The organism is Nonomuraea sp. NPDC005692, from assembly GCF_040631115.1.
GTDB lineage: Bacteria > Actinomycetota > Actinomycetes > Streptosporangiales > Streptosporangiaceae > Nonomuraea.
The window spans coordinates 1-23,153 of record NZ_JBEXYU010000010.1 but is presented as its reverse complement, the minus strand read 5'-3'; the positions used below and the strand labels follow the sequence as shown (position 1 = coordinate 23,153).

The 23,153-nt window shown below is 71.9% G+C and carries 23 protein-coding genes; 11 read left to right on the top strand and 12 right to left on the bottom strand.

Features of this window, described 5'->3' with window-relative positions:
* The 3 genes from ABZ459_RS21845 to ABZ459_RS21835 all read right to left on the bottom strand — a co-directional run bounded on the left by ABZ459_RS21845 (position 1) and on the right by ABZ459_RS21835 (position 3,447).
* Entirely contained in the window at positions 1-1,665 is a 1,665-nt protein-coding gene (locus ABZ459_RS21845; protein ID WP_357972891.1) for a catalase, read from the bottom strand.
* 85 nt (positions 1,666-1,750) lie between these two features.
* Complete coding sequence (locus ABZ459_RS21840; RefSeq protein ID WP_357972888.1) at positions 1,751-2,695, bottom strand: sugar kinase; 945 nt, start codon at positions 2,693-2,695, stop codon at positions 1,751-1,753.
* Positions 2,692-3,447 carry an IclR family transcriptional regulator gene (locus tag ABZ459_RS21835; RefSeq protein ID WP_357972885.1) on the bottom strand — a complete coding sequence of 252 codons (756 nt, stop codon included), beginning with the start codon at positions 3,445-3,447 and terminating at the stop codon, positions 2,692-2,694. The genes ABZ459_RS21840 and ABZ459_RS21835 overlap by 4 nt, the downstream gene beginning before the upstream one ends.
* 122 nt (positions 3,448-3,569) lie before the next feature.
* On the opposite strand from ABZ459_RS21835, the gene ABZ459_RS21830 reads away from it, so the two are divergent.
* The 3 genes from ABZ459_RS21830 to ABZ459_RS21820 are packed head-to-tail and all read left to right on the top strand — an operon-like array spanning position 3,570 to position 6,525.
* Positions 3,570-4,820 carry an extracellular solute-binding protein gene (locus ABZ459_RS21830; RefSeq protein WP_357972882.1) on the top strand — a complete coding sequence of 417 codons (1,251 nt, stop codon included), beginning with the start codon at positions 3,570-3,572 and terminating at the stop codon, positions 4,818-4,820.
* The gene (locus tag ABZ459_RS21825; RefSeq protein ID WP_357972879.1) at positions 4,817-5,707 is read left to right on the top strand and encodes a sugar ABC transporter permease; all 891 of its coding nucleotides are present in this window, start codon (positions 4,817-4,819) and stop codon (positions 5,705-5,707) included. Before ABZ459_RS21830 ends, ABZ459_RS21825 begins: the two co-directional genes overlap by 4 nt.
* The gene (locus ABZ459_RS21820; RefSeq protein WP_357972876.1) at positions 5,704-6,525 is read left to right on the top strand and encodes a carbohydrate ABC transporter permease; all 822 of its coding nucleotides are present in this window, start codon (positions 5,704-5,706) and stop codon (positions 6,523-6,525) included. The genes ABZ459_RS21825 and ABZ459_RS21820 overlap by 4 nt, the downstream gene beginning before the upstream one ends.
* Here the strand turns inward: ABZ459_RS21820 and ABZ459_RS21815 are convergent.
* Together ABZ459_RS21815 and ABZ459_RS21810 are read right to left on the bottom strand one after the other, a co-directional pair.
* Positions 6,496-7,602: a winged helix DNA-binding domain-containing protein gene (locus ABZ459_RS21815; RefSeq protein WP_357972873.1), complete on the bottom strand. Its 1,107-nt coding sequence runs from the start codon at positions 7,600-7,602 to the stop codon at positions 6,496-6,498. The genes ABZ459_RS21820 and ABZ459_RS21815 overlap by 30 nt on opposite strands.
* A 50-nt stretch (positions 7,603-7,652) precedes the next feature.
* Positions 7,653-8,783: a lactate 2-monooxygenase gene (locus ABZ459_RS21810; RefSeq protein WP_357972870.1), complete on the bottom strand. Its 1,131-nt coding sequence runs from the start codon at positions 8,781-8,783 to the stop codon at positions 7,653-7,655.
* An 82-nt stretch (positions 8,784-8,865) separates the two neighbouring features.
* Between ABZ459_RS21810 and ABZ459_RS21805 the strand changes: the two genes are divergently transcribed.
* On the top strand, positions 8,866-10,599 hold the full coding sequence (locus ABZ459_RS21805) for a protein kinase (RefSeq protein WP_357972867.1): 1,734 nt from the start codon (positions 8,866-8,868) through the stop codon (positions 10,597-10,599).
* A gap of 13 nt (positions 10,600-10,612) precedes the next feature.
* Here ABZ459_RS21805 and ABZ459_RS21800 read toward each other — a convergent pair whose 3' ends face one another.
* The 3 genes from ABZ459_RS21800 to ABZ459_RS21790 form a co-directional block, all read right to left on the bottom strand.
* Entirely contained in the window at positions 10,613-13,849 is a 3,237-nt protein-coding gene (locus ABZ459_RS21800) for a serine/threonine-protein kinase (RefSeq protein WP_357972864.1), read from the bottom strand.
* Between the two features lie 96 nt (positions 13,850-13,945).
* Complete coding sequence (locus tag ABZ459_RS21795) at positions 13,946-14,500, bottom strand: GNAT family protein (RefSeq protein ID WP_357972861.1); 555 nt, start codon at positions 14,498-14,500, stop codon at positions 13,946-13,948.
* Between the two features lie 12 nt (positions 14,501-14,512).
* Complete coding sequence (locus ABZ459_RS21790; protein WP_357972858.1) at positions 14,513-15,022, bottom strand: shikimate kinase; 510 nt, start codon at positions 15,020-15,022, stop codon at positions 14,513-14,515.
* A 38-nt stretch (positions 15,023-15,060) separates the two neighbouring features.
* Here ABZ459_RS21790 and ABZ459_RS21785 point away from each other — a divergent pair, with 38 nt between their 5' ends.
* Together ABZ459_RS21785 and ABZ459_RS21780 are read left to right on the top strand one after the other, a co-directional pair.
* Positions 15,061-15,342: a hypothetical protein gene (locus ABZ459_RS21785; protein WP_352319513.1), complete on the top strand. Its 282-nt coding sequence runs from the start codon at positions 15,061-15,063 to the stop codon at positions 15,340-15,342.
* A gap of 13 nt (positions 15,343-15,355) precedes the next feature.
* Positions 15,356-15,739, top strand: coding sequence for a ChaB family protein (locus ABZ459_RS21780; protein ID WP_357972855.1), 384 nt, complete (start codon positions 15,356-15,358; stop codon positions 15,737-15,739).
* A 5-nt stretch (positions 15,740-15,744) separates the two neighbouring features.
* Here the strand turns inward: ABZ459_RS21780 and ABZ459_RS21775 are convergent, their stop codons facing one another.
* Together ABZ459_RS21775 and ABZ459_RS21770 are read right to left on the bottom strand one after the other, a co-directional pair.
* Positions 15,745-17,571 (bottom strand): transketolase, encoded by a 1,827-nt coding sequence (locus tag ABZ459_RS21775; protein WP_357972852.1) that lies wholly within the window; start codon positions 17,569-17,571, stop codon positions 15,745-15,747.
* A gap of 127 nt (positions 17,572-17,698) precedes the next feature.
* A complete protein-coding gene (locus ABZ459_RS21770) occupies positions 17,699-18,079 on the bottom strand; it encodes a helix-turn-helix domain-containing protein (RefSeq protein WP_357972849.1) in 381 nt (126 codons plus the stop codon).
* A 131-nt stretch (positions 18,080-18,210) separates the two neighbouring features.
* On the opposite strand from ABZ459_RS21770, the gene ABZ459_RS21765 reads away from it, so the two are divergent.
* A complete protein-coding gene (locus tag ABZ459_RS21765) occupies positions 18,211-18,618 on the top strand; it encodes a RidA family protein (RefSeq protein WP_357972846.1) in 408 nt (135 codons plus the stop codon).
* A 221-nt stretch (positions 18,619-18,839) separates the two neighbouring features.
* The gene (locus tag ABZ459_RS21760; RefSeq protein WP_357972843.1) at positions 18,840-19,355 is read left to right on the top strand and encodes a GNAT family N-acetyltransferase; all 516 of its coding nucleotides are present in this window, start codon (positions 18,840-18,842) and stop codon (positions 19,353-19,355) included.
* Positions 19,356-19,696: 341 nt separating this feature from the next.
* On the opposite strand, the gene ABZ459_RS21755 is transcribed toward ABZ459_RS21760, so the two are convergent.
* Positions 19,697-20,701: an SDR family oxidoreductase gene (locus tag ABZ459_RS21755; RefSeq protein WP_357972841.1), complete on the bottom strand. Its 1,005-nt coding sequence runs from the start codon at positions 20,699-20,701 to the stop codon at positions 19,697-19,699.
* An 8-nt stretch (positions 20,702-20,709) separates the two neighbouring features.
* The gene (locus ABZ459_RS21750) at positions 20,710-20,976 is read right to left on the bottom strand and encodes a hypothetical protein (protein ID WP_357972838.1); all 267 of its coding nucleotides are present in this window, start codon (positions 20,974-20,976) and stop codon (positions 20,710-20,712) included.
* Between the two features lie 54 nt (positions 20,977-21,030).
* Here ABZ459_RS21750 and ABZ459_RS21745 point away from each other — a divergent pair, with 54 nt between their 5' ends.
* From ABZ459_RS21745 to ABZ459_RS21735, 3 genes are read left to right on the top strand one after another with little or no spacing between them, the layout of a single operon-like run.
* Positions 21,031-22,038 carry a DNA topoisomerase IB gene (locus ABZ459_RS21745; protein ID WP_357972835.1) on the top strand — a complete coding sequence of 336 codons (1,008 nt, stop codon included), beginning with the start codon at positions 21,031-21,033 and terminating at the stop codon, positions 22,036-22,038.
* A 45-nt stretch (positions 22,039-22,083) separates the two neighbouring features.
* On the top strand, positions 22,084-22,332 hold the full coding sequence (locus ABZ459_RS21740) for a BON domain-containing protein (RefSeq protein ID WP_357972832.1): 249 nt from the start codon (positions 22,084-22,086) through the stop codon (positions 22,330-22,332).
* Positions 22,325-23,065, top strand: coding sequence for a metallophosphoesterase (locus ABZ459_RS21735; RefSeq protein ID WP_357972829.1), 741 nt, complete (start codon positions 22,325-22,327; stop codon positions 23,063-23,065). Before ABZ459_RS21740 ends, ABZ459_RS21735 begins: the two co-directional genes overlap by 8 nt.
* The last annotated feature ends 88 nt before the right edge of the window (positions 23,066-23,153 follow it).

The following is a 23,153-nucleotide window of genomic DNA, read 5'->3' as shown; positions in this document are numbered from 1 at the left end:
TCAGAGGCCGTCGGCGTGGGCGGCCCGCTCGTTCGGCACGCAGTGGGTCATCTTCAGGCCCTCCACGTCGCGCGGTCCGTTGCGCCCGAGCTTGACCAGGCGCTCCCGGTCCTCGTCGGTGAGGTCCTGGCTCGCCAGCGGCTCCAGCCGGGCGACGTCGTCCGGGGTGATGCCCAGGCCCTCGCCGACGCGCAGGCCCAGGTCGTCCTCCACGAGCAGGAAGTGCCAGACCATGCGCTCCTGGATGCGCCGGTCGCACTGGCTGAGCGCGTCGACGAAGTTGCGCACCAGGTCGTCGCGCTCCCACTGCTCCATGAGCAGGTAGCGCTGGCCGGCCTGCTTGTAGTCGTTGGTCCGCGGGATGCGCCTGCGCATGAGCCGGCCGTTGATGACCGGGCCCTCCTCGTCCAGGGTCGGGTACTCGGCCTCGCGCAGGCCGCCGCGCAGCGAGGGCTCGTAGTTGATGTGCGGGTCCTCGCCGCCGGTGTCGACGAAGTACGCCATCTGGCCGTCGCGCTGGTTGGTCCTGATGGGCGCGTTCCTGGCCTGGTTGACCGGGAGTTGCAGGTAGTTCGGGCCGACCCGGTAGCGCTGGGTGTCGCTGTAGGAGAACGTCCGGCCGACCAGCATCTTGTCGTCGGAGAAGTCGAGGCCGTCCACCAGGACGCCGGTGCCGAAGGCGGCCTGCTCGTTCTCGGCGAACTGGTTCTCGACGTTGCGGTTGAGGACCAGGCGGCCGACCGGCCTGGCCGGGAACTCGTTCTCCGGCCACACCTTGGTGTCGTCGAGCGGGTCGAAGTCCAGCTCGGGGTGCTCTTCGTCGCTCATGAGCTGGACCAGCAGCTCCCACTCGGGGTGGTCGCCGCGCTCGATGGCGTCGTGCAGGTCCTTCGTGGCGTGCCCGAGGTCGCCCGCCTGGACGACCGCCGCGTCCGCCGCGGTCATGCTGCGCACGCCCTGCTTGGGCATCCAGTGGTACTTGACCAGGAACGTCTCGCCCTGCTGGTTGACCCACTTGTAGGTGTTCACGCCGAATCCCTGCATGTGCCGGTAGTCGGCGGGGATGCCGCGCGGGCTGAACAGGTTGACCAGCATGTGCATCGACTCGGGGGTCTGGGACATGAAGTCGAAGATGCGGTTCGGGTCCTGCCGGAAGGTCACCGGGTCGGGCTTGAGCGCGTGGATGACGTCGGGGAACTTGATGGCGTCCCTGATGAAGAAGACGGCCAGGTTGTTGCCCACCAGGTCCCAGTTGCCGTCCTCGGTGTAGAACTTGATCGCGAAGCCGCGCGGGTCGCGGGCGGTCTCGGCGGAGTCGCGGCCGCCGATCACGGTGGAGAAGCGCAGCGCCACGTCGGTGCGCTTGCCGGCCTCCTGGAACAGTTTGGCCCTGGTGTAGCGGCTGACCGGCTCGTCGCCGATCTTGCCGTACGCCTCGAAGTAGCCGTAGCTCAGCGCGCCCCTGGCGTGCACCACCCGTTCGGGGATGCGTTCGCGGTCGAAGTGACTGATCTTCTCCAGGAACTGGTAGTTCTCCAGCGTCGCCGGTCCGCGCGGGCCGACCGTCCGCTGGTTCTGGTTGTCGTAGACGGGATGCCCTTGTCGGTTGGTGAGCACCTCGCGCTCGTCGTTCGACTGCGGACCCTTGCTGGAGACGTCTGTCATCGCACTGTTCCTCTCCCCGGACGAGATCTTCCCCGGCTGCCCTCAAGAACGGGTCGAAAACGGGCAAAACCTCGTCCTGGGGCGGCTACCTGCTCACGCCGTCGGCGCCCCGGCCGAGCAGGCCCAGGTCGGAGCGGCGGGGCAGGCTCTCCCAGTCGCCCTGCGAGGTCACCGCGAACGCCCCCGCCGCGCAGGCGGTGTCCAGCCGCCGTTCCGGGTCCGCCCCGGCCAGCCAGTCGGCCAGCCACCCGGCCGCGAACGCGTCCCCGGCCCCCACGGGGTCCACCTCGGTCACCCGGTACGGCCGCGCCCGGCGCAGCACCCCGCCGGACAGCTCCAGCGCGCCCGCCGACCCCGACTTGACCAGCACGTACGAGGGCCCGAGCGAGGCGAGCGCCTTGGCCAGCTCGGCCGGGTCGTCGACGTCGGCGACCAGGCGGCCCTCCGGCACGGTCGCGAACAGCACGTCCACGCCGCCGACCGTCTCCCGCAGCCAGGCACCCGCCTCCTGCGCCGTCCACAGGGCCCGGCGGTAGTTGACGTCCAGCGAGACGAGCACGCCGGCCGCCCGCGCCGCGGCGATCGCGTGCGCCACGGTCTCCCGGGCCGACGCCGACAGCGCCGGGGTGATCGCGGAGACGTGCAGCACCCTGGCCGAGGCGATCAGCGCCGGATCGAGGTCGGCCGGCCGCAGCCGGGACCCGGCGCTGTCCTTGCGGTAGTACCGCACGTCCACGAGGTCGGCCGTGCGCCTGCCCTTGATCATCAGCCCGGTGGGGGCGTCCGGGTCGGTGACCGCGCGCACGTCCACGCCCTCGCCGGTGAGCGTGGCCCGGATCAGGTCGCCGAACTCGTCGTCGCCCACCCGCCCGGCCCACGTCGCCCGGTGGCCGAGCCGGGCCACGCCGATCGCCACGTTCGACTCGGCGCCGCCGAGGCCCAGGTCGAAGTCGCGGGCGAAGCGCAGCGGCCCGGTGCGCCGGGCGGCGAACAGCGCCATGGTCTCGCCGAAGGTCACCAGTTCGGTCATGTGGTCGGCCTGCCCAGCTTTCTGGAGATCCGCGACGCCGCCCCGGCCACCAGCGGCCCGAGCTCCCGCACCCGCGCGGCGGTGATCCGCGAGGTGAGCCCGGAGACCGAGACGGCGGCGACGACGGCGTCGTTGTGGTTGAAGATCGGCGCGGCGACGCAGCGCACCTCGGGCTCGTTCTCGCGGTCGTCCACCGCGTAGCCGCGCCGCCGGATGTGGGTCAGTTCGGCACGCAGCCGGTCGGCGTCGGTGATGGTGTGCTTGGTGATCGGGTCGAGTGCCAGCCCGGCCAGCGCCTCCTCCGGCTGCCAGGCCAGGATCGCCTTGCCGACCGCCGTGGCGTGCACCGGGCCGCGGCTGCCGATGCGCGAGGCCATGCGCACGTTCGTCTCGTTCTCCACCTTGTCGATGTAGACGACGTGCGGGTGGTCGTAGACGACCAGGTGCACGGTCTCGCGCACCTCGCTCATCAGCCGGTGCGACTCCTCGGCGGCGACCGCGCGCAGGTCCAGCGTGGCCAGGTACGCCTGCCCGAGCTGGAGGGTGCCGTGCCCCAGCCGGTACGCCCCGGTCCTGCGGTCGCGTTCGAGCAGCCTGGCCTCCACGAGCGGGACGGTCAGCCGCAGCACCGTGCTCTTGGACAGGCCCACGCCCTCGGCGAGCTGGGTGAGCGACAGGCCGGTGTGGCCGCGTACGTGGTCCAGGACGGCCAGAGCGCGCCGGAGCGAGGCGGACTGGTTGCGTTCGGGCACGCAAGTCACCATATTCGATGAAATTTCGCGAAATGCAGCACCCTGTTGTGCACTGCACAACATCTCCTGACAAGTCTTCTCGACTCCTGGGCGAATTCCTAGTGTCTGCGCAGGAGGTAATAGTGAAGTTTCTTTACTTTGCCGCGGCCGGAACGGCCCTGCTCATGCTGGCCGCCTGCGCGCCCTCGACCGCTCCCGCCTCCGGCGGCGGCGACGAGCGGACGGGGACGCTGCGCGTCTGGCTCTTCGACGAGCCCAACCGGGCCCCCAAGGACAAGGTCGTCAACGAGGCGATCAAGGAGTTCACCGCCGCGCACGCGGACGTCAAGGTCGAGGTCACCTACATCCCCACCACGCCCGCCCGGCACGAGAAGTTCAAGGGCGCCTTCAACGACCCGGCCAGCTCCCCGGACGTCGCCGAGTACGGCAACACCGACCTCGCCGAGTACGCCGCCGCCGGCGGATTCGCCGACCTCACTGCCGACCTGAAGGGCCTGGACCTGACCCCCGACCTGGTCAAGTCGGCCTCCGTCCAGGGCAAGCAGTACGGCCTGCCCTGGTTCATCGGCATCCGTGCCCTCTACTACCGCACCGACGTCTTCGACGAGCTCGGCCTGAAACCGCCCACGTCCATCGGCGCCCTGACCGAGACCGCCCGCACGATCCGCAAGAAGAAGCCCGACCTGTACGGCATAGCCGTCGGCGGCGAGTACACCTTCGGCGCCCTGCCCTTCGTCTGGGACGCCGGCGGCGACATCACCTCGCTCGACTCGCCGCAGTCGCGCAAGGGCGTCAAGGCGTACACGGACCTGTTGACCGACGACGTCTGCCCGCCGCAGGCGTGCGTCTCGCTGACCGGCGGCAAGACGGTCGAGCTGTTCGCCGGCGGCAAGGCCGCGATGGGCATACTCGGCAACTTCAACCGCTCGGCCGTGGACGCCGGCGCGGCGGCCGGCAAGTACGCCGTCGTCCCGCTGCCCGGCGCGGCCGAGGGCTCGATCGCGCCCGCCTTCGCCGGCGGCAACAACCTGGGCGTGCTGAAGAACGCCGGTCACCGCACCCTGGCCGCGGACTTCGTCAAGCTCCTGGGCGGCAAGGCGTACCAGGCCAAGATGTACGACGCGATGGGCAACCTGCCGACGCTCACCTCGGCCCGCGACGAGCTGGCGGCCAAGGACCCGTTCGTCAAGCCGTTCCTGGACACGGTGGCCAAGGGCACCCGGTTCGTGCCGATCGACCCCGCCTGGGTGAAGATCGACAACGGCAAGGTCGTCCCCACGATGCTGCAGAAGGTCGCGACCGGTCAGTCCACCGTCGAGCAGGCCACCACCGAGGCGGCCGCGGCCGTCAAGACCGCCTTCGGCCGCTCGTGAGCCGAGGTACGACCGTCCGCCGCGGGCGCCCCTGGCTCTACCTGCTGCCCGCGGCGGCCGTGCTGGTCCCCATGTTCGGCTATCCCGTCTACATGCTGGGCCTGCTGTCGGTCTTCGACTACCGGCAGGCGCAGGTCAGCGGCGGGCAGCCGAGCACGTTCGTCGGGTTCGGCAACTACGCCGCGCTGCTCGGCGACCGGCGGTTCTGGGAGGTGCTGGCGCAGACGGTGGGGTTCGCGGCGGCGCTGGTCGTCGCGACGCTGGCGGTCGGCGCGGCCCTGGCCGTGCTGCTGACCAGGACCGGGCCGCTGCCGAGGACGGCCCTGTCGCTGGCCGCGCTCGGCGCGTGGGCGGCCCCCGCGATGACCGGCTCCACCGTGTGGATGTTCCTGTTCGACGCCGACCTCGGCCTGGTCAACCAGGTGCTCGGGATCGACGGGTTCAACTGGTTCTACGACCGGTGGGTCACCTTCGGCGTGGTCGGCGCGACGGTCGTGTGGCACTCGTTCCCGTTCGTGATGATCACCCTGTACGCGGGCATCCGGGCCGTCCCCGCCTCGGTGCTGGAGGCGGCCGCGCTCGACGGCGCCTCGGCCTGGCAGGGGTTCTGGCGGATCATCGTGCCGATGTTGCGGCCGCTGGTCACGATCGTGGTCATCCAGTCGGTCATCTGGGACTTCAAGCTCTTCACCCAGATCTACGTGATGACCAACGGCGGCGGCGTGGCCGGGCAGAACACCGTGCTCAACGTCTACGCCTACCAGATCGCCTTCGGCTCCTCCGAGTACGGACTCGGCTCGGCCGTCGCGGTCGTCATGACGCTGATCCTGCTCGTGATCACCCTGTTCTACATCCGGGCGCTGCGGCGCAGTGGGGAACGCCTGTGAACCGACGCCGTCTTGTGCCCAACGCGGTCGCGCTGGTGGTCGCCCTGCTCACCGCGTTCCCGCTCTACTGGATGGTCCTGTCGGCGCTCAAGCCCGCCGGGGAGATCCAGTCGCTGGAGGTCAGGCCCTGGACGTCCCATCCGACGCTGGACAACTTCGTCCGCGTGCTGACCGGGGAGAACTTCGCCCGCTACCTGCTCAACAGCGCGATCGTGGCGCTCGTCGTGGTCGTGTTGTCGGCCGGGGTCGCCTTCCTCGCGGCGGTGGCCGTGACCAGGTTCGCCTTCCGGTTCAGGACGACCGTGCTGATCATGTTCCTGGTCGCGCAGATGGTGCCGGTCGAGGCGCTGACGATCCCGCTGTTCTTCGTGGTCCGGGACCTGGGGCTGCTCAACACGCTGGCCTCGCTGGTGGTGGTGCAGCTCGCCTTCACGCTGCCGTTCGCGATCTGGATGTTGCGCGGGTTCGTCGCCGGGGTGCCGGAGGCGCTGGAGGAGGCGGCGATGATCGACGGGGCCGGACGCGCGACCGTGCTGTGGCGCATCCTGTTCCCGCTGGTCGCGCCCGGCCTGGTGGCGACCAGCGTGTTCTCCTTCATCACCGCCTGGAACGACTTCGTCTTCGCGCGCACCTTCATCATCTCGGCCAAGGACAACCAGACCCTGCCCGCCGCGCTGCTCGTCTTCTTCAAGCCCAACGAGAACGACTGGGGCGGGATCATGGCGGCCTCGACGCTGATGACGATCCCCGTGCTGATCTTCTTCGTGGCGGTGCAGCGGCGGCTCGTGTCAGGGCTTGGAGGGGCGGTCAAGGACTGAGACGTCGTGCTCGTCGTCGGGGGCCAGGAACTCCAGCAGCAGCCGTGCCTCCCGCTCGACCTCGTCCAGCTCGGCGATCGGCGTCCACTGGTGCACGTTCAGCGTGGAGACGCCCTTGGCCCTGGTCACCGTCCAGTCGCCGGCGGTGACGCCGTCCACCAGGATGATCCGGGGGATCACGTTCGTGCCCATGAACGACCCCTGCATGACGGCCGCGCCGCGCTCGCTGATCACCCGCGAGCGGTCGGCGTGCGACAGGAACAGGTTGTCGAAGTCGTACATCAGCCGCACCGGGGCCGGGACGTCCGCCGCCGGCCGGACGGCCTCCGGCAGGTCGTACAGCGTGCGGCCGGCGGCGTCCCTGAAGCGGACCAGGTCCATGGACTCGACGACCTCGCCCAGCCTGGTCAGGCCCGACCACGTCTGCGCGTCCTGCACCGAGGCCGGGCCGAAGGCGGCCAGGTAGCGCCGGACCAGCTCGGCGGGCGTCATCGGCGGCACCTCCGCCGGGCCCAGCCACGACTCGGCGGTGGTGTGCGCGACCGGCCCGCTCCTGCCCCACAGCCCGCGCGGCGGCACCTGGACCAGCGGCAGCAGCCAGCGCACGCCCTGGCCGAGCGCGTGCTGGTCGTGCTCCGGCCACCGCTCGCCCAGCGCCCGGCCGAGGTCGGCGAAGGTCATCGCCCGCTCCTCCAGCAGCGCCCGGCCGGTCGCGGCCAGCTCGTCCAGGTCGACGCCGGCCAGCCGCCGGCCGAACGTCGTACGCGTCATGCGCTCGGTGACGACCTGCAACAGCGGCCGCATGGCCAGGCAGTCACGGGCGGTGACCAGGTGGATGGTGGAGCGCTGCAGCGCGATCCGCACCAGCTCGCGGCCGGCCAGCAGGCCGGAGGCGTCCTCGGGCTTGAGCCCCTCGATGCGGTTCCACAGGCCGACGTACCAGGTGTGGGGGGTCTGCGCCTGGAGGCCGCCGAGCCGCTCGACGACCTCCTGCACGCTCCCGCCGCCGCGGCGCAGCAGCAGTTGCCGGTCGAGCGTGGCCCGGTTGAGTGCGCGCTGGGAGATGAGGGGATCCATGGGGACAAAGGTAGGGGCAATCGCGGTCATTTCCGGACCTCGATGTGCCATCAGGCGAGCGCGTCGGGGCCCAGCTCGTCGGGGGAGGAGTAGCCGGACAGGGCGAGCGTGATGTCCAGCTCGCCCAGCAGGCAGCGCAGCACGTGCTCGACGCCCGCCTGCCCGCCCAGCGCCAGCCCGTACAGCACGGGACGGCCGACCAGCACGGCCCGCGCGCCCAGCGCGAGCGCCTTGACCACGTCGGCCCCGGTGCGCACGCCCGAGTCGAACAGCACCGTCAGCCGGTCGCCGACCGCCTCGGCGATGCCGGGCAGCGCGTCGAGCGCGGCCAGGGCGCCGTCGACCTGGCGGCCGCCGTGGTTGGACACCACGATCCCGTCGACGCCGTGCTCGGCGGCCAGGCGCGCGTCCTCGGTGCTCATGATGCCCTTGAGCACGATCGGGCCGTCCCAGTGGTCACGCAGGAACGACAGGTCGTCCCAGCTCAGGCCCGGGTTGGGGAACATGCCCGCCCAGTGGGCGACCGGGTTCTCGACCCCGGCGAAGTTGGGGTCGCTCAGGTAGTTGGCGATGCCCGTGCCGGCCAGGAACGGCAGGTAGCCGCGGTCGAGGTCGGCCGGACGCCAGCCGAGCAGCGTCGTGTCCAGCGTGACCACCAGCACCGAGTGGCCGGTCGCCCTGGCCCGGCGCAGGAAGCTCAGGCACACGTCCCGGTCGGTCGGGTAGTAGAGCTGGTACCAGCGCGGCGCGTCCCCGCCCGCCGCCGCCACCTGCTCGAAGTCGTGGGCGGCGGCCGTCGAGTGCACGTACGGGACGCCGACCGCGGCCGCGGCCCGCACGGTGGCGAGCTCGCCCTCCTCGTGGGCCAGCGTCTGCACCCCCATGGGCGCCACCAGCACCGGCGCCGCCATCGGGGTGCCCAGCACCTCGCACGACAGGTCACGCTGCCGCGCGACGCCGCGCAGCATCCTCGGCACGATCCGGCGCCGCTCGAACGCCTCCAGGTTGGCCCGCGCGGTCGAGCCGCTGCCCGCGCTCGGCACGATGTAGCCCAGCGCCTCGGGCGAGAGCACCCGCCTGGCCGCGCCCTCCAGGGCCGAGAGGTCGGTGGTCAGCTCCGGCGTACGGCCTTCGAGCATGCCCGTCAGGTAGATGCCGAGCTGGTGATCGCCTGCGTTCATGGCGCCCATCCAACCAGCCCGTCCATCCCCACCGCGACCACCCTGATGACGGCGACCACGGCCCGGCCCTACGCTGCTTCCCATGCACAATCGCGTGATCGACAACCGCTTCGAGCTGACCGAGAGGCTCGGCGGCGGTGGCATGGGCCTGGTGTGGCGCGCCTGGGACACCGCCCTCCACCGCGAGGTCGCGCTGAAGGAGGTCCGGCCGCCCGATCCCTCGTTCGAGGAGCACGACCCCGAGGCCGCCCGCGCGCTGCGGGCCCGGGTGCTGCGCGAGGCCCGCGCGCTGGCCCGGCTGAACCATCCGCACGTCGCCACCATCCACCACATCGTCGACCCGGGCGGCGACGGCTACCCGTGGATCGTCATGGAGCTGGTCACCGGCGGCTCGCTCCAGGACCGCCTCGCGCGCGGGCCCATGACGCCCTGGGAGACCGCCCGCCTGGGCCGGGAGGTGCTCTCCGCGCTGCGCGCCGCGCACGCCGTCGGCATCCAGCACCGCGATGTCAAGCCCGCCAACGTGCTGCTGCGCGAGGACGGCCGCTCGGTGCTCACCGACTTCGGCATCGCCGCCGTGCGCGAGTCGACCAGCCTGACGGCGACCGGGTCGTTCATCGGCTCGCCCGAGTACATGGCGCCCGAGCGCATCAACGGGCACGAGGGCGACCCCGCCTCCGACCTGTGGTCGCTCGGCATGTTGCTGTACGTGGCCGTCGAGGGCCGCCACCCGCTGCGCCGGAGCACCACGCTGGCGACGCTGGCCGCCGTGCTCAACCAGGAGGTGCCGCCGCCGGAGCGGGCCGGGCCGCTCGGTCCCGTGCTCGGCGCGCTGCTGCGCCGCGACCCGGCCGGCCGTCCCGACGCCGAGACCCTCGACCGCATGCTCGCCGCCGCCGCCGACCCCGGCTCGGCCCCGCCCGCCTACCTGCCGCCCGCCCCGGCCCCGGCCCCACTCCACCCCGGCCACCCGTCCGCACCCTCGGCCCCGCTCCACCCCGGTCACCCGTCCGCGCCCTCGGGACCGCTCCATCAGGCGGGGCCGCTGCACCATGGCCCGCCGCAGGGGGCCACTGTGCCGCCCGGGGCCCGGCAGGGGGCCACCGTGCCGCCCGGGGCGCCGCACCCCTGGGGGCCGCAGCCGTCGTTCTCGCAGCCCGGCACCGTGGCGTCGCGCCGCGCCCGCCGTTCGCCGGTCGCCGCCGTGACGGCCTCCGTGGGCGCGCTGGCGGTGACCGGCGTGCTGGTCTACACGCTGCTCCCGGGCGTGCGCGGCGCCGAGGAGCCGACCCAGCCGAACACGCCGCAGATCACCCCGGTGGAGACTACCGACGCCCAGGAGCCGGAGGCGAGCAAGGAGCCGGAGCCGCAGCCGGAGAACCTGCTCACCCCCGACGGCATCCGCGCCGCGATCAAGGCGCTCAAGCCGGTCATGGGCGGCACCAAGGTCGTCCGGATGGTCGTCTACCCGACGTACATCTCCGCCGAGGCCCCGCTCAAGGGCGACCCGGCCGTCTACGACCGCTACGCCTACCGCGACGGCAAGGCCACCCGCGAGGGCACCGGCTCCACCGTCCGCACCCCGCCCGTCGACCTGGCCAAGTACAACTGGGACGCCCTGCCCGGCCTGCTCAAGAAGGCCGAGAGCGTCCTCGGCGTGCGCAAGCCCACCACGCGCTACCTCATCGTCGATCCCAACTTCGTCTTCACCAGCACCAAGCAGGTGCTGCTCGTCTACCTCGGCGACGCCTACCGCACCGGCTACCTGGTGGCCGACCCCCAGGGCAGGGTGCTCAAGACCTACCCCGCCTCCTGACCGGCCGCCCGCCTCAGCAGCCGCCCTGGTAGCCGCTCTCCGGGATCAGCCGGCTCCACTCGTCCTGGCTGAGCGGCCCGCCCGCGCGGGCGCACACCTCCTGCGCCGTCAGCGCCGGGTCCACCGGGCTCTCGCGGACGCTGCCGTCCGCCGCCACGCCGCGCAGCCTGCGGCCGTCCTGGCTGAAGGCCAGGCCCTCGGCCCCCGACCCGACCTGGCCGACCTCGCGCAGCGTGCCGGCGTCCCACAGGGAGGTGCGTTCGGCGTCGATCGCGAGCAGGTCGCCGCCGGGGGAGAAGCGCAGGTCGTGCACGGGGGCCGTGCCGGTCTCGATCGAGCCGGCCCGCTCGCGCTCGCCCACGTCCCACAGCTCGACGCGTCCGCCGCCGAGCCCGAGGGCCAGCGTGCGGCCGTCGGGGGAGAAGGCGAGCGCGGTGGGCCGGGCGGCGGCCGGGGCGAGCGGGGTGATCTCGCCGGTACGCAGGTCGAGCAGGTTCGTGCCGGAGGCGAGCGTCGAGCCGTCGGGGCTGAAGGCCATCGCCAGGTCGCCCGCACCCTCGTAGGCCCTGATCCGGCGGCCGGCGCGCACGTCCCAGGTCTCCAGCCGCCGGCCGCGCGCGGTGGCCAGCGTGTCGCCGCCGGGGGACAGGGCCACGGCCGGCACGTCGCCGCCCGCGTCGATGACGGTGACCCTCCTGCCGCCCGACGCCTCCCAGACGGTGACCGGGTCGCCCGCCACGGCCAGCAGCCTGCCCGCCGCGTCGAAGGCGACGTCGCCGGTGGCGGCGATCTCGGCCAGCGGCTTGCGCGCCACCACGTCGGTGAGCCGGATGGCGTTCCCGACGTCTCTGGCCGCCACCCGGCCGTCGCTCGACAGCGCGGCCGTGTGGACGCCGGGGGCGGGGGCCGGGAGCCCGGAGACGTCGAGCGAGACGACCGAGCCCAGGCCGCTCAGGTAGCGCAGGGTGCGGCCGTCGGCGGAGAAGGCCAGGTCGCCGTGCTGGTCGCCGCGGAAGCGGTAGGCGCCGGCCAGCCGCCGGTCGGCCACGCTCCACAGGCGCACCTCGTCCCGGCCGGGGAGGGCGAGCAGGCTGCCGTCGGGGCTGAACACGGGCGTGCCGGCGGAGCCGTCCGCCGGCATCTCCCCGTCGCCCGCCTCCGCCGCGAACGCGGCGGTGGTCGTCGCGGTGGCTTCCCGCGGCGGCTCGGCGCCGGGAGTGAGGAGGGTCACGCCGTCGCGGCCCGCGACGGCCAGGGTGCGGCCGTCGGGGCTGAACGACAGGGGCGGCGCCGACCGGTCCGGCCCGGTCTGCGGCCGGACGGTGAACTCCCGCTCCTTGGCCCGGCCCGGCAGCGACCAGAGCTCGACCCGCCCGTCCAGGTCGGAGACCGCGGCCCGGCTCCCGTCGCGCGACACCGCCACCCGGTGGTCGAGCACGTCGAGCAGCACCTCGGCGCCCCGGTAGACCCTGGTGCGGTTGCCGCTGGTGATCGTGTACGTCCCGGTCGCGGGGGCCCGGCCGGTGGCCACCTCGACGGGCTGCCCGCCGGTGCCCTCGGCGTACCGGCCGTCGTCGCTCAGCGCGGCGCTGCCCTCGGGAAGCGCGTGCGCGGCCAGCTGCCGGCCGCTGCGGACGTCCCAGACGGTCAGCGTGCGGTCGCGCCACCTGACCAGCTCGTCGCCGCGCAGCAGGTAGCCGGCCCGCTCGTCGGCCGCGGGGTCGGTGAACACGCCCAGCTCCGGCTGCGCCAGCGACGCCTGCAACGCCACCCGTGCCTCGAACACCGGCGACATCCGCCAGGCCGCCACGCTCAGCCGCATCGCCGTACGCGGGTCGGAGGAGCGCAGCGCCTCGGCGCGGGCGGCCACGGCCCGCGCGTTGGCCTCAAGGAGGTGTCCGCGCAGCTCCCGTTCGCCGTTGAGCGAGACGGCCGACATCGACACCGCGACGGCCAGGGCGGCGGCCAGGGTCGCCAGCGAGGGCCGCAGCAGCCGCCTGCGCTGCTTGGACATGGCCACGCTCGCGCCGATGAAGTCGCGTTCGAGCTGGTTGAGCCGCAGGTGACGGCGCTTGGCCGCGGCCCAGCCGAGCGCCGTGTCGAGCCGGTCGCCCCGGTAGAGGTACGTGCGCCCGCGCCGGTGGCGCGACCATCGGTCGGCCGCCAGGCGCAGCTCCCGGTGGACGGCCAGGCCGTCGCGCTCGTCGGCCACCCAGCCGCGCAGGCGCGGCCAGGCCCGGTAGAGCGCGGCGCTGGCCGGCGCCACCCGGTCGTCGCGCACGGCCACGAGCTTGCCGACCGGGGTCTCGGTGGGCGGCACCCGCACGCTCCGGCGTACGAGCAGCCCGGCGTCCATCAGCGGGGCCAGCACGCCGCCCTCGTCGTGGGGGTCGTCGCCGTCCATCAGGCGCAGCAGCAGGCCCGGCACCGCCTCCTGCTGGCGCGGCGTGAGCCCGGCGTAGACGCGCTCGGCCAGCTCGCCGAGCGACCTGTGCCCGGCCACGCCCGCCGGCGGGCGCAACGCGGCGGGGTCGGCCTCGACCAGCAGCTCGTCCGCCGCGGGGCGGGCGGCGGGGTCTTTGGCCAGCGCCCGCCCGACCAGCTCGCGCAGCCCGTCGGGCAGGGCGCTCAGGTCGGGATCGACGGTCAGCAGCCGGTGCAGCACCGCGCCGAGACTCCGCCCGGAGAACGGATCGCCGCCCGTGGCCGCGTAGAGCACCACGGCCCCCCAGGAGAAGACGTCCGTCGCCGGCTCGTGGCCGCTGCCGGTCAGGATCTCGGGGGCCAGGTACGTGCACGTCGCCCCCAGCGACCCGCCGACCGCCACCCCCATGTCGATCACCTTGGGGCCGCCCGCCGCCAGCAGCACGCTCTCCGGCCGCAGGTCGCGGTGCGTCAGCCCGGCCGCGTGCAGCGCGCGGAGCGCCCCGGCCAGCGCGCCCGCCAGGGCCGCCAGCTCCTCGCCCCGGTACGGCCCGTGCCGCTCGACCGCCTGCCGCAGGTCGGGCCCGTCGACGAACTCGCTCACCACGTACGGGATGCCGTGATCGGCCCCGGAGGCGACCACCTCCGCCAGGTGCGGGCAGCTCACCCGCGCGACCGGCTCGACCTCGACCCGGGGCACCTTCACCGCGTAGCGGCGGCCCTCGTCGTCGTAGGCGTCGTAGACCACCCCGCGCGCGCCCGCGCCGAGCCGGGCGGCCAGCCAGAAGCCGCCCAGCCTCTCGGGGTCACCAGGCACCAAGCGCATCGTCACTGATGCTTAGATGCGCCGGATCGGCCGTTGGTTGTGAGGGAACGACCACAGGTCCCCCGCGCGCCTCGGGGGACCCATGCGTCATGATCATTATGCCAGGCTTCTGGATCTTGACTGCCACTCCGGCCGCAGCACCGACATCGTCACGGAGTCGTGCCACTCGCCCTCCCACAGCAGGGTGTCGCGCTGCACGCCCTCCTCCACGAACCCGATCTTCTTGTAGACGTGCCGCGCCCGCTCGTTGAAGGTGAAGACGCCGAGGCCGACGCGGTGCAGCGGCGTGGTGGCGAAGGCGTGGCCGAGAACCAGCTCGATCGCCTCGGTGCCGTAGCCCTTGCCGAAGACCCGGGCGCCGATCAGCGCGATCCGCAGGTTGCACGACAGGTTGTGCCGGTCGAGCTCGTTGAGGACGACCTCGCCGACGTACTCGTCGCCGGCCATGATGGCCAGGTCGAGCCGGTCGGCGTGCTCGCCCCGCGTGTCGTACCACTGGCGGGCCACCCCGTGGTCGACCTCGCCGTGCGAGCCCGTCAGCCGCTGCACCTCCGGATCGCTGATCAACGCGATCAGGCCCTCGACGTGCTCGGGGCCGACCGGGAGCAACCTGACGCGCTCACCCGTCAGAGTGGGTTTCTCGGCGAACATCCCCTCTGGGTATCAGTCCTGCTCATCGGCGGGCAAACCCATTTTCCGCAGAGCCGCGTCGCGCACGTCCTCGGGGGTCAGCACGCCGACGTCACACGTCAGGTCCGCCACCTGCTGGAAGTAGCGCTCGCGCCGGGCCCGCATCTCCGCGGGCCGGAACTCGGGGCGGTGCGCGCCCGAGCTCATGCGCCGGGCCAGGACGGCGTCGGCGGCGTCCACCCAGACCACGAACGCCTCGCGCAACGCCTCGCGCACCCGGGGGTCCTCCACGGTGCTGGCCGCCGCCGCGATCACCTTCGGCTCGCCCGCCAGCGCCGCCAGCACGTGCTCGGCCTCGTACCGGTGCAGCGCGTCGGCCCCTTCGCGGACGGCGATCTGCGCCGCCGTGCCGCCGTGCTCCTTCTCCAGGAACGGGTCGCTGTCCGTGAACGGCATCCCCAGCGCTGTGGCGAGGAGGCGGCCTGCGGTCGTCTTACCCGATCCCATCAGCCCGATCACCACGACTGGTTTGTTTTTCGACATGTGGATAGAGGTTCCTTCGTGTCAAGGAGGTAAATCTGATGACCATCGCCGGAAGCATCATCCTCATCATGCTCGGTGCGATCCTCACCTGGGCCGTCGAGTTCGACCTCGCCGGCCTCGACATCAACGTCGTGGGCGTCATCCTCATGCTCGGCGGCCTGGCGGGGCTGCTGTTCGGCATCTACCGGATCAGCGTCACCCGCAGGGCGGTCGGCCCGATCGACGAGCCGGTGCACCGGCACGAGATCTACGAGGAGCCGGAGACCCGCAGGACCACGGTGTACGAGGAGCGCCGCCACTACGACGAGCCGCCGCTGTAGGAGGTGAATCGACATGCCAGCCGTTGACGAGCTGCCGTCGACCATCAAGCGTTCGCCGAAGAAGGCACAGAACACGTGGATCAAGGCGCACGACTCCGCCGTGAAGGAGTACGGAGAGGGACGGCGCGCGCACATGACCGCGTTCGCCGCGCTCAAGCACTCCTTCGAGAAGGTCGGAGACCACTGGGAGCCCAAGGGGCAGAAGGGACCGTCCGACAAGGGCGCGACCGACCGCTCCGGCAGGACCGAGGAGGGCGTGGACGCCAACGCCAGCAAGGAGCACTTGCAGGGCGTGGCGTCCAGGCTCGGGGTGCGCGGCCGATCCAGGATGACCAAGAAGGAACTGGTGGACGCCATCAAGAAGGCCAACAGGAAGGCCACGGCGAAGGCCCGCTAGTTCCTTCACAACAACCGCTTGACCGCCTCGGCAATCGCGTGGCGGTCTATGCGGGCGTCCGCGAGCTGTTCCTCAGGCGTCGCCGACCCGGGCAACCCGGTCACGGCGAGCTTCACCACCCGCGGGCCGAGCTCGCTGACGGCGTCCAGCACGGCGTCGCCGAGACCGCCCTCCAGCCGGTGATCCTCGACCGTGATCAGGTTGCCCGTCGTCGTGGCGGCCTCCACCAGCACCGCCGCGTCCACCGGCTTGACCGAGTACAGGTCGATCACGCCGACCGGGATGCCGGCCGCCGTCAGCTCGTCGGCCGCCGCCAGCGCCTCGTGCACCGTGATCCCGGCCGCCACGATCGTGGCCCGGTCGTCGGGCGAGCTCCGCAGCACCCGCGAGCCGCCCACCGGGAAACGTTCGCCGGGCGGGTAGATGACCGGCGTCTCGCCGCGGGTGGTGCGCAGGTAGGACACCCCTGACACGTCCGCCATCTCGACGGTCAGCGCCGCCGCCTGGTTGGCGTCGCACGGGTACAGCACCGTGCTGCCGTACACCGCCCGCATCATGGCCAGGTCCTCCAGGCCCATCTGCGAGGGGCCGTCCTCGCCGATCGAGACGCCGGCGTGCGAGCCGACCAGCCGGATCGACGCCTGGCTCACGCCGGCCATCCTGACGAAGTCGTGCGCCCTGGTCAGGAACGCCGCGAAGGTGGCCGCGTACGGGGTCCAGCCGCGCACCGACAGGCCGACGGCCGCCGCCACGAGCTGCTGCTCGGCGATGTACATCTCGAAGAAGCGCTCGGGGAACGCCTGGCCGAACTCCTCGGTCTTGGTCGAGTCGGCCACCTCGCCGTCCAGCGCCACCACGTCGCCGCGGGCCGCGCCGAGCGCCGCCAGCGCCGCGCCGAACGCCGCCCTGGTCGCCGCCTTCGCGCCGACCTCGAACTCGGGCACCGTCGCCGGTCGCGGGTCGAAGTGGTACGGCGCGGCCTCACCCTCCGGCCTGTGCACGTCCACGTGGACGCTGCGCGGCCCGCCCAGCTCGTCGATGGCCTTGTCGGGATCCTTGAGCGCCTTGCCGTGTGCGCCCTCCCGGTTCTCGACCTCGACGACCCCCTCGCCCTTGCGGGTCTTGGCCAGGATCACGGTGGGACGCCGGCGGGTGTTGCAGGCGTCCCCCAGCGCGAAGTCGATCTGGCCGGGGTCGTGGCCGTCGATCTCGATCGTGTGCCAGCCGAAGGCGCCGAACCGGCGCGCGTACGCCCCGGTGTCCCATCCGTGCCGGGTCGGGCCGCGCTGCCCCAGCCGGTTCACGTCCACGATCACGACCAGGTTGGCCAGCCCTTCGGCCCCGGCGTGCTCGGCCGCCTCCCAGATGGACCCCTCGGCCAGCTCGCTGTCACCGCACAGCACCCACACCCGGTACGGCAGCCGTTCCAGCCGTCCCGCCATGGCCACGCCCACGCCCACCGGCAGCCCCTGACCGAGGGAGCCGGTCGCGACGTCCACCCAGGGCAGCCGGGGGGTGGGGTGCCCCTCCAGGCGGCTTCCCCGGCGCCGGAACGACAGCAGCTCCTCGTCGTCGATGACCTTCGCCGCCTTGTAGAGCGAGTAGAGAAGGGGGGAGGCGTGGCCCTTGGAGAAGATCAGGTGGTCGTTGCCGGGGTTGTCGGGGCGGTCGAAGTCGTACCTGAGGTGGCAGGCGAACAGCACGGCCATCAGGTCCGCCGCCGACATCGACGAGGTGGGGTGCCCGGAACCGGCCGCCGCGGCGGCGCGTACGGAGTCGACGCGCAGCTGCGCGGCCAGTTCGGTCAAGTACTGGAGATCGCGTTCAGGCATCAAGACCCTCCTCGTGAGTTTCACGCCGCCTACCCCCTGCGCGGCGCTTAACTCGGGCCTGACGTCACCTGACCCCATTTGTCGGCAGTTGAAACCTCCCTCGCCCGGGCGGTCCCGGCGTGGGGCCTCATGCGTCGAAGCGGCGGCGGGCGGCCTCGATGTCGCCGAGGTGGGCTTGCGTCCACGCGCACATCGCGTCGACCGTCGCGCGCAGGGCCCGCCCCGGCTCGGTGAGGGTGTACTCCACCCGCGGCGGCACGGTCGGATACACCTTCCGCTCGACCAGCCCGTTGCGCTCCAGCATGCGCAGGTTCTGGGTGAGCATCTTGTGGCTGATGCCCTCGACCTGGCCGCGCAGCTCGCCGAACCGCAGAGTGCCCTCGCCGATGGCCTCGATGATCAGGAACGCCCACTTGTTGGCGACGTCCGTGAAGATCTCCCGCGCCAGGGAGTCGGCCCGCCTCAGGTCCGCCTCGCCGTCCGAGCCCTTGAACTGCTTGCTCACCATGAGGTTCCCCAGTCACTGAAAAGTGCGTTCTTCCACGTCAGCGGACACTCTCCTACAGTTCCTCAGTAACCACAAGAGAGTTTTGGGTGGCCGTGCGCGTCCCGGCCGCCCCTATGAGGAGGCGTACCACCATGCCCGTCACCCTGCTGAACCCCGAGGGGCTGCCCGAGATCGACGTCTACCACCAGACGGCGGTCGCGTCGGGGACGAGGCTGGTCTTCGTCGCCGGCCAGGTCTCCTGGGACGCCGAGAGGACCACCGTCGGCGCGGGCGACCTCGCCGCACAGGTCGAACAGTGCTACCTCAACGTCGCCACCGCCGTCGCGGGGGCCGGCGGCTCCTTCGACGACGTGGCGAAACTGACCGTCCACGTCGTGGACTGGACCCCCGACAAGATGACCGCCTTGTTGGACGGGATCTCCCGGGCGAAGGCCAAGCTGGGCACGACGGCGACCCCGCCGGCGACCCTGCTGGGCGTCGCTGCCCTGTCCGTCCCGGACCACCTGGTCGAGGTCGAAGCCACCGCGATCCTCGCGTAAGGGACGCGGGACGTACTGAGGGCAACTGAGAAACGTCGTTGAGAACCCACTTCTCAGTTGTGCTCAGTTGGGCGAGGGGCAACGTGACAGCACGCTCCTCGGGACCGGCTCGCGTACGCCTGTCTGATCTGCCATGTCCGTGGGGAGGGGGACATGGGCCGGCGGGTCGAACCCTCGTCCCCCGGGCGGGGCGGGAAGCGGCCGACAGTAGTGTCTGAGGCATGCCTGACGTGATCACTGTCCACCCCGCGCAACCCGGTGACGGGGACGTCCTCGGCGAGATCCACGCCCTGTCCTGGGGTGTCTCGCACGGCCCGCTGTGCGCGCCGAAGGTCGCCGCGGCCGGGATCGAGGAGCGGCGCGGCAAGTGGCACCGGATCCTGGCCGAGGGCGGGGACCCGATCCTGCTGGCGAGCCTGAACGAGCGACCCGGGGCCTTCGCCCGGTTCGGGGCGTCCACCTCCCGTCCCGGCTCCGCGGAGATCTATACCTTCTTCGCCCACCCGGACGTCTGGGGCAGCGGCATCGCCGGCGTTCTGCTGACGGCCGTCCTGGACGCGGCACACGACGCCGGGTACGACGACGTGCACCTGTGGACGCTCCGAGACTCCGCCCAGGCGCGCCGCTTCTACGCCAAGAACGGCTTCACCGAGACCGGCAGGACCCACGACCACGAGTTCGACGAGGGGCCCGCGCTGGCTCTGATCGAGCTGGAGCGAGCCTTGCCGGGGCGCTGAGCCGAACCGCCTTGATCCCCGGGGCCTTTCGGAGCCGAGTGCTGCGACTCTGAAGATCGCAGTGTTTGGCGGACGCTCCCGTCCAGTCGCTGCTGATCTTTTGGGACGGCTGGTTGAGGAATGAGCAGGTCCGCTGCCAGGTCAGGCGGTAGGGGCATGGCCGGTACGTCGGTAGAGGACACTTCGCTGCGCGCCTGGTCCGGGGTGGGCTCCCGCGGCTCACCCGGTAACCGGGTGCCGGGCGCGTGACCATGGCGAGCAGCGAGCGTCCGGGTGGGCTCTTGCGGCCCACCCGGTTACCAGGTGTCGGGTGGGGGCCGGAGAAAAGGCCCGTTACCCGGTCAGCGGGCGAGTCGGCGGGCCACGGTGACCGCCGCGGCCACGCCTCCCGCCGCCAGCATCACCGCGCGCCGGTGCTGGGACAGCCACACCTGGGGGCTGTGACCGTGTGAGCGCTGGTCGAACGTGCCGTGCGCTCCGTAGTCCTTGTCCTCGTCGGCCGGCTCCCAGAGGTTCGACACCCCGCTCGGCTGCTTCTCGTCCGTCTGCTGGGACTGGACGCCGGTCCTGGCCAGGTACCGGTCGACCAGGGCGGGGGCGACCCGCTGGGCCATGAGGGTGGCCGCGGTGCTGGCGCCCACCCAGTATTCCTTGCGTCCGGGGTGCTCGGCGGCGTACACGATGGCGCGCGCCGCGACCTCCGGCTGGTAGATCGGGGGTACGGGCTGGGGGTGCCGCCGCAGCTTGGACAGGACCCACTCGAACTGAGGGGTGTTGACCGCCGGCAGCTGGACCAGCGTGACGTCGATGCCGCTCCGGTCGGCCAGGAGCTCGGTGCGCAGCGACTCGGTGAAGCCCTTGATGGCGTGCTTGGCCCCGCAGTACGCCGACTGGAGGGGGATGCCGCGATGGCTCAGCGCCGAGCCGACCTGGACGACGGTCCCGGCGTTGCGGGGGCCCATGAGGTCGAGGGCGACCTTGGTGCCCCACACGTAGCCGAGGTACGTCACCGAAGTGGTACGAGCGTACTCATCTGGCGAAATATCGGTGAACTTGGCGAAGACTGAGGAAAAGGCGGTGTTGATCCAGGTCGAGATCGGTCCCATCTCCGCCTCGACGCGCTCCGCCGCCGCCTTCACCTGCTCGTAGTCGGCCACGTCCGCCTCGTAGACCTTCGCGTCCCCGCCCGCGGTTCCCACGTCCACGGCGGCCGCGCCGAGGCCCGCCGTGCCGCGGGCGATCAGGGCCACGCGCGCGCCGCGAGCGCCCAGCTCGCGCACCACCGCCCGGCCGACCCCGCCGCTCGCGCCCGTCACCACTACCACGCGTCCTCGAAGGGATGCCATGTCGGTTGTCAGCCTGCCTCTCCAGTGTCTCGTTCCTTCTGCCGCCGGATCGCCATCGCGATGTCGATGATCGTGATGATGAACAACACGATCGCGATCCCTGCCATCACCGGCGCGCCCGCAATGAGCCCCAGCACCGTGAACGCGAAGAGGAACACCAGAATGAACGACCCCACCCTGATGTGCACCACGTCGCGCGGTGTGGCGGGCACCATGGGGTGGCCCTTCCGGTCACCCTCTTCGTGCCATCTACCGTCATCCGTGTTCTCAGGCATGCCGCTCACCTGCCCGTCCTGTTTGTTGCCTAACGTGCTGGGTAGCCGCCCTGCGTGCCCGAGCTACATCCCAGTGACCAGAGTGAGCCGGGGATCGTCAGGCGCCGTCGCGGGCGCGGGTTCAGCTACGAAGGACCGGACGGGCGGCCGGTGCGCGACAGGGCGACGCTGGAGCGCATCAGGTCGCTCGTCATCCCCCCGGCGTGGAAGGACGTGTGGATCTGTCCTTCCCCGTACGGCCACCTCCAGGCTGTCGGCGTGGACGCGGCCGGACGCAGGCAGTACCGCTACCACGACCTGTGGCGTGAGCAGCAGGACAAGGCGAAGTTCGACCACGTGCTGGAGGTGGCCGAGCGCCTGCCCGCGTTCCGCAAGGCCGTGGACGACCGCCTCAAGGGCCGCGGCCTGACCAGGGACCGGGTGCTGGCCGCCGCCGCCCGCCTGCTGGACGTCGGCTTCTTCAGGATCGGCGGCGAGAGCTACGACACCTACGGCCTGGCCACCCTGCGCATGGACCACGTGACCTGCAGCAACGGCGTCGTGACCTGCGCCTACCAGGCCAAGGGGGACATCTCCCGCGAGGTCGTGGTGGCCGATCCCGGCGCCTGCACGGTGCTGCGTTCGCTCAAGGCGCTCGGCGCGGAGGGCGAGTTGCTCCGCTACCGCCGCCCGGAAGGCGGCTGGGGCGACGTCAGGAGCGAGGACATCAACGACTACCTACGCGAACTGGTCGGCTGCGAGGTCACCGCCAAGGACTTCCGCACCTGGCACGCGACCGTCCTGGCCGCCGTGGGACTGGCGGTCTCCAAGCACGCCCGTGGGAACGGCACCGCCAGGAAGCGGGCGGTCACCCGGGTGATGCGGGAGGTGGCCGAGTATCTGGGCAACACGCCGACCGTGGCGCGGGCGTCGTACGTGGACCCGCGGGTGGTGGAGGCGTACGACCAGGACAGGACGATCGCCGCGGCCCTCACCGAACTCGGAGCGGACGCCGATTACGGGCAGCTCGCCACCCACGGGACGGTGGAACGGGCCGTTATAGACCTTATTCGCGCCGTTTGAGCCGTTAATCCCCGGGCATGCGGCGACAATAGAAGGAGGCAAGTGATGGAAGCTCCGCAGTACGTCGCGGCCCGCGTCCAACAGGCGCTGGCCGAGGACGGACGCACGCACGAGCTGGGCATCCGGGTCGACGTCCGCGGCGACCAGTTGTTCCTGCGTGGCCAGGTGAGCGGAGCCGAGCAGCGCGACAGGCTCGGCCAGGTGGCGCGGGAGATCGCGCCCCAGCTGCACCTGCACAACGAGATACGCGTGGTCGACGTCTCGGCGCCGGGGGAGGATGAGCATCTTGACTGACCTGCGAATCGCGGCGGTGGGCGACATCCACCTGGGCGAGGACGTCAGAGGCCAGTACCGGCGCAGGCTTGAGGGCATCGAGGAACGTGCCGACGTGTTCATGGTCGCGGGAGACCTCACCCGGCACGGCACGCTGGAGGAGGGCCGGGTCGTGGCCGACGAGCTGCGCGGCCTGCCCATCCCCACCGTGGCGGTGCTGGGCAACCACGACTACCACTCCGACCTGCAGTACGAGATCGCCGCCGAGCTGCGCGACGCCGGCGTCATCGTGCTCGACGACGACGGCGCGGTGATCCAGTGCGGTGACCGGAAGCTGGGCGTGGTCGGCGGCAAGGGGTTCGGCGGCGGGTTCGCCGGCAAGAGCGCCAGCGAGTTCGGCGAGCGCGAGATCAAGAACTTCATCTCCCACACGCGCTACATCGCCGAGGCGTGGAAGGTCGCGCTGAAGGAGCTCGTGGCCGACCAGCGCGTGGTGCTGTCCCACTACTCCCCGATCAAGGAGACGCTGGAGGGCGAGCCGCTGGAGATCTACCCCTTCCTCGGCAGCTACCTGCTGGCCGAGGCGGTGGACACGGCGGGCGCCGACCTCATCCTGCACGGGCACGCCCACAAGGGCACGGAGAAGGGCACCACCTCGGGCGGCATCCGGGTGCGCAACGTCGCCCTGCCCGTCCTCGGCAGGGCGTACGGCGTCTACTGCCTGGAAGAGCCGGGCAACGACTACGACGACTAATGGGACCTGCCGGGTCGGCCTCGCTGGCAGACTCGGTGCCTGGTAGCCGCTGGTGAGTGAGCACTCTCGTCGACCGGACTTCGAGTCC

What these genes read in the sequence shown, in the direction of transcription:
- ABZ459_RS21845 (WP_357972891.1), bottom strand. Translation starts at nt 1,665, where the DNA reads ATGACAGACGTCTCCAGCAAGGGTCCGCAGTCGAACGACGAGCGCGAG.
- ABZ459_RS21840 (WP_357972888.1), bottom strand. Translation starts at nt 2,695, where the DNA reads ATGACCGAACTGGTGACCTTCGGCGAGACCATGGCGCTGTTCGCCGCC.
- ABZ459_RS21815 (WP_357972873.1), bottom strand. Translation starts at nt 7,602, where the DNA reads ATGGATCCCCTCATCTCCCAGCGCGCACTCAACCGGGCCACGCTCGAC.
- ABZ459_RS21810 (WP_357972870.1), bottom strand. Translation starts at nt 8,783, where the DNA reads ATGAACGCAGGCGATCACCAGCTCGGCATCTACCTGACGGGCATGCTC.
- ABZ459_RS21805 (WP_357972867.1), top strand. Translation starts at nt 8,866, where the DNA reads ATGCACAATCGCGTGATCGACAACCGCTTCGAGCTGACCGAGAGGCTC.
- ABZ459_RS21800 (WP_357972864.1), bottom strand. Translation starts at nt 13,849, where the DNA reads ATGCGCTTGGTGCCTGGTGACCCCGAGAGGCTGGGCGGCTTCTGGCTG.
- ABZ459_RS21795 (WP_357972861.1), bottom strand. Translation starts at nt 14,500, where the DNA reads ATGTTCGCCGAGAAACCCACTCTGACGGGTGAGCGCGTCAGGTTGCTC.
- ABZ459_RS21790 (WP_357972858.1), bottom strand. Translation starts at nt 15,022, where the DNA reads ATGTCGAAAAACAAACCAGTCGTGGTGATCGGGCTGATGGGATCGGGT.
- ABZ459_RS21785 (WP_352319513.1), top strand. Translation starts at nt 15,061, where the DNA reads ATGACCATCGCCGGAAGCATCATCCTCATCATGCTCGGTGCGATCCTC.
- ABZ459_RS21780 (WP_357972855.1), top strand. Translation starts at nt 15,356, where the DNA reads ATGCCAGCCGTTGACGAGCTGCCGTCGACCATCAAGCGTTCGCCGAAG.
- ABZ459_RS21775 (WP_357972852.1), bottom strand. Translation starts at nt 17,571, where the DNA reads ATGCCTGAACGCGATCTCCAGTACTTGACCGAACTGGCCGCGCAGCTG.
- ABZ459_RS21770 (WP_357972849.1), bottom strand. Translation starts at nt 18,079, where the DNA reads ATGGTGAGCAAGCAGTTCAAGGGCTCGGACGGCGAGGCGGACCTGAGG.
- ABZ459_RS21765 (WP_357972846.1), top strand. Translation starts at nt 18,211, where the DNA reads ATGCCCGTCACCCTGCTGAACCCCGAGGGGCTGCCCGAGATCGACGTC.
- ABZ459_RS21760 (WP_357972843.1), top strand. Translation starts at nt 18,840, where the DNA reads ATGCCTGACGTGATCACTGTCCACCCCGCGCAACCCGGTGACGGGGAC.
- ABZ459_RS21755 (WP_357972841.1), bottom strand. Translation starts at nt 20,701, where the DNA reads ATGGCATCCCTTCGAGGACGCGTGGTAGTGGTGACGGGCGCGAGCGGC.
- ABZ459_RS21750 (WP_357972838.1), bottom strand. Translation starts at nt 20,976, where the DNA reads ATGCCTGAGAACACGGATGACGGTAGATGGCACGAAGAGGGTGACCGG.
- ABZ459_RS21740 (WP_357972832.1), top strand. Translation starts at nt 22,084, where the DNA reads ATGGAAGCTCCGCAGTACGTCGCGGCCCGCGTCCAACAGGCGCTGGCC.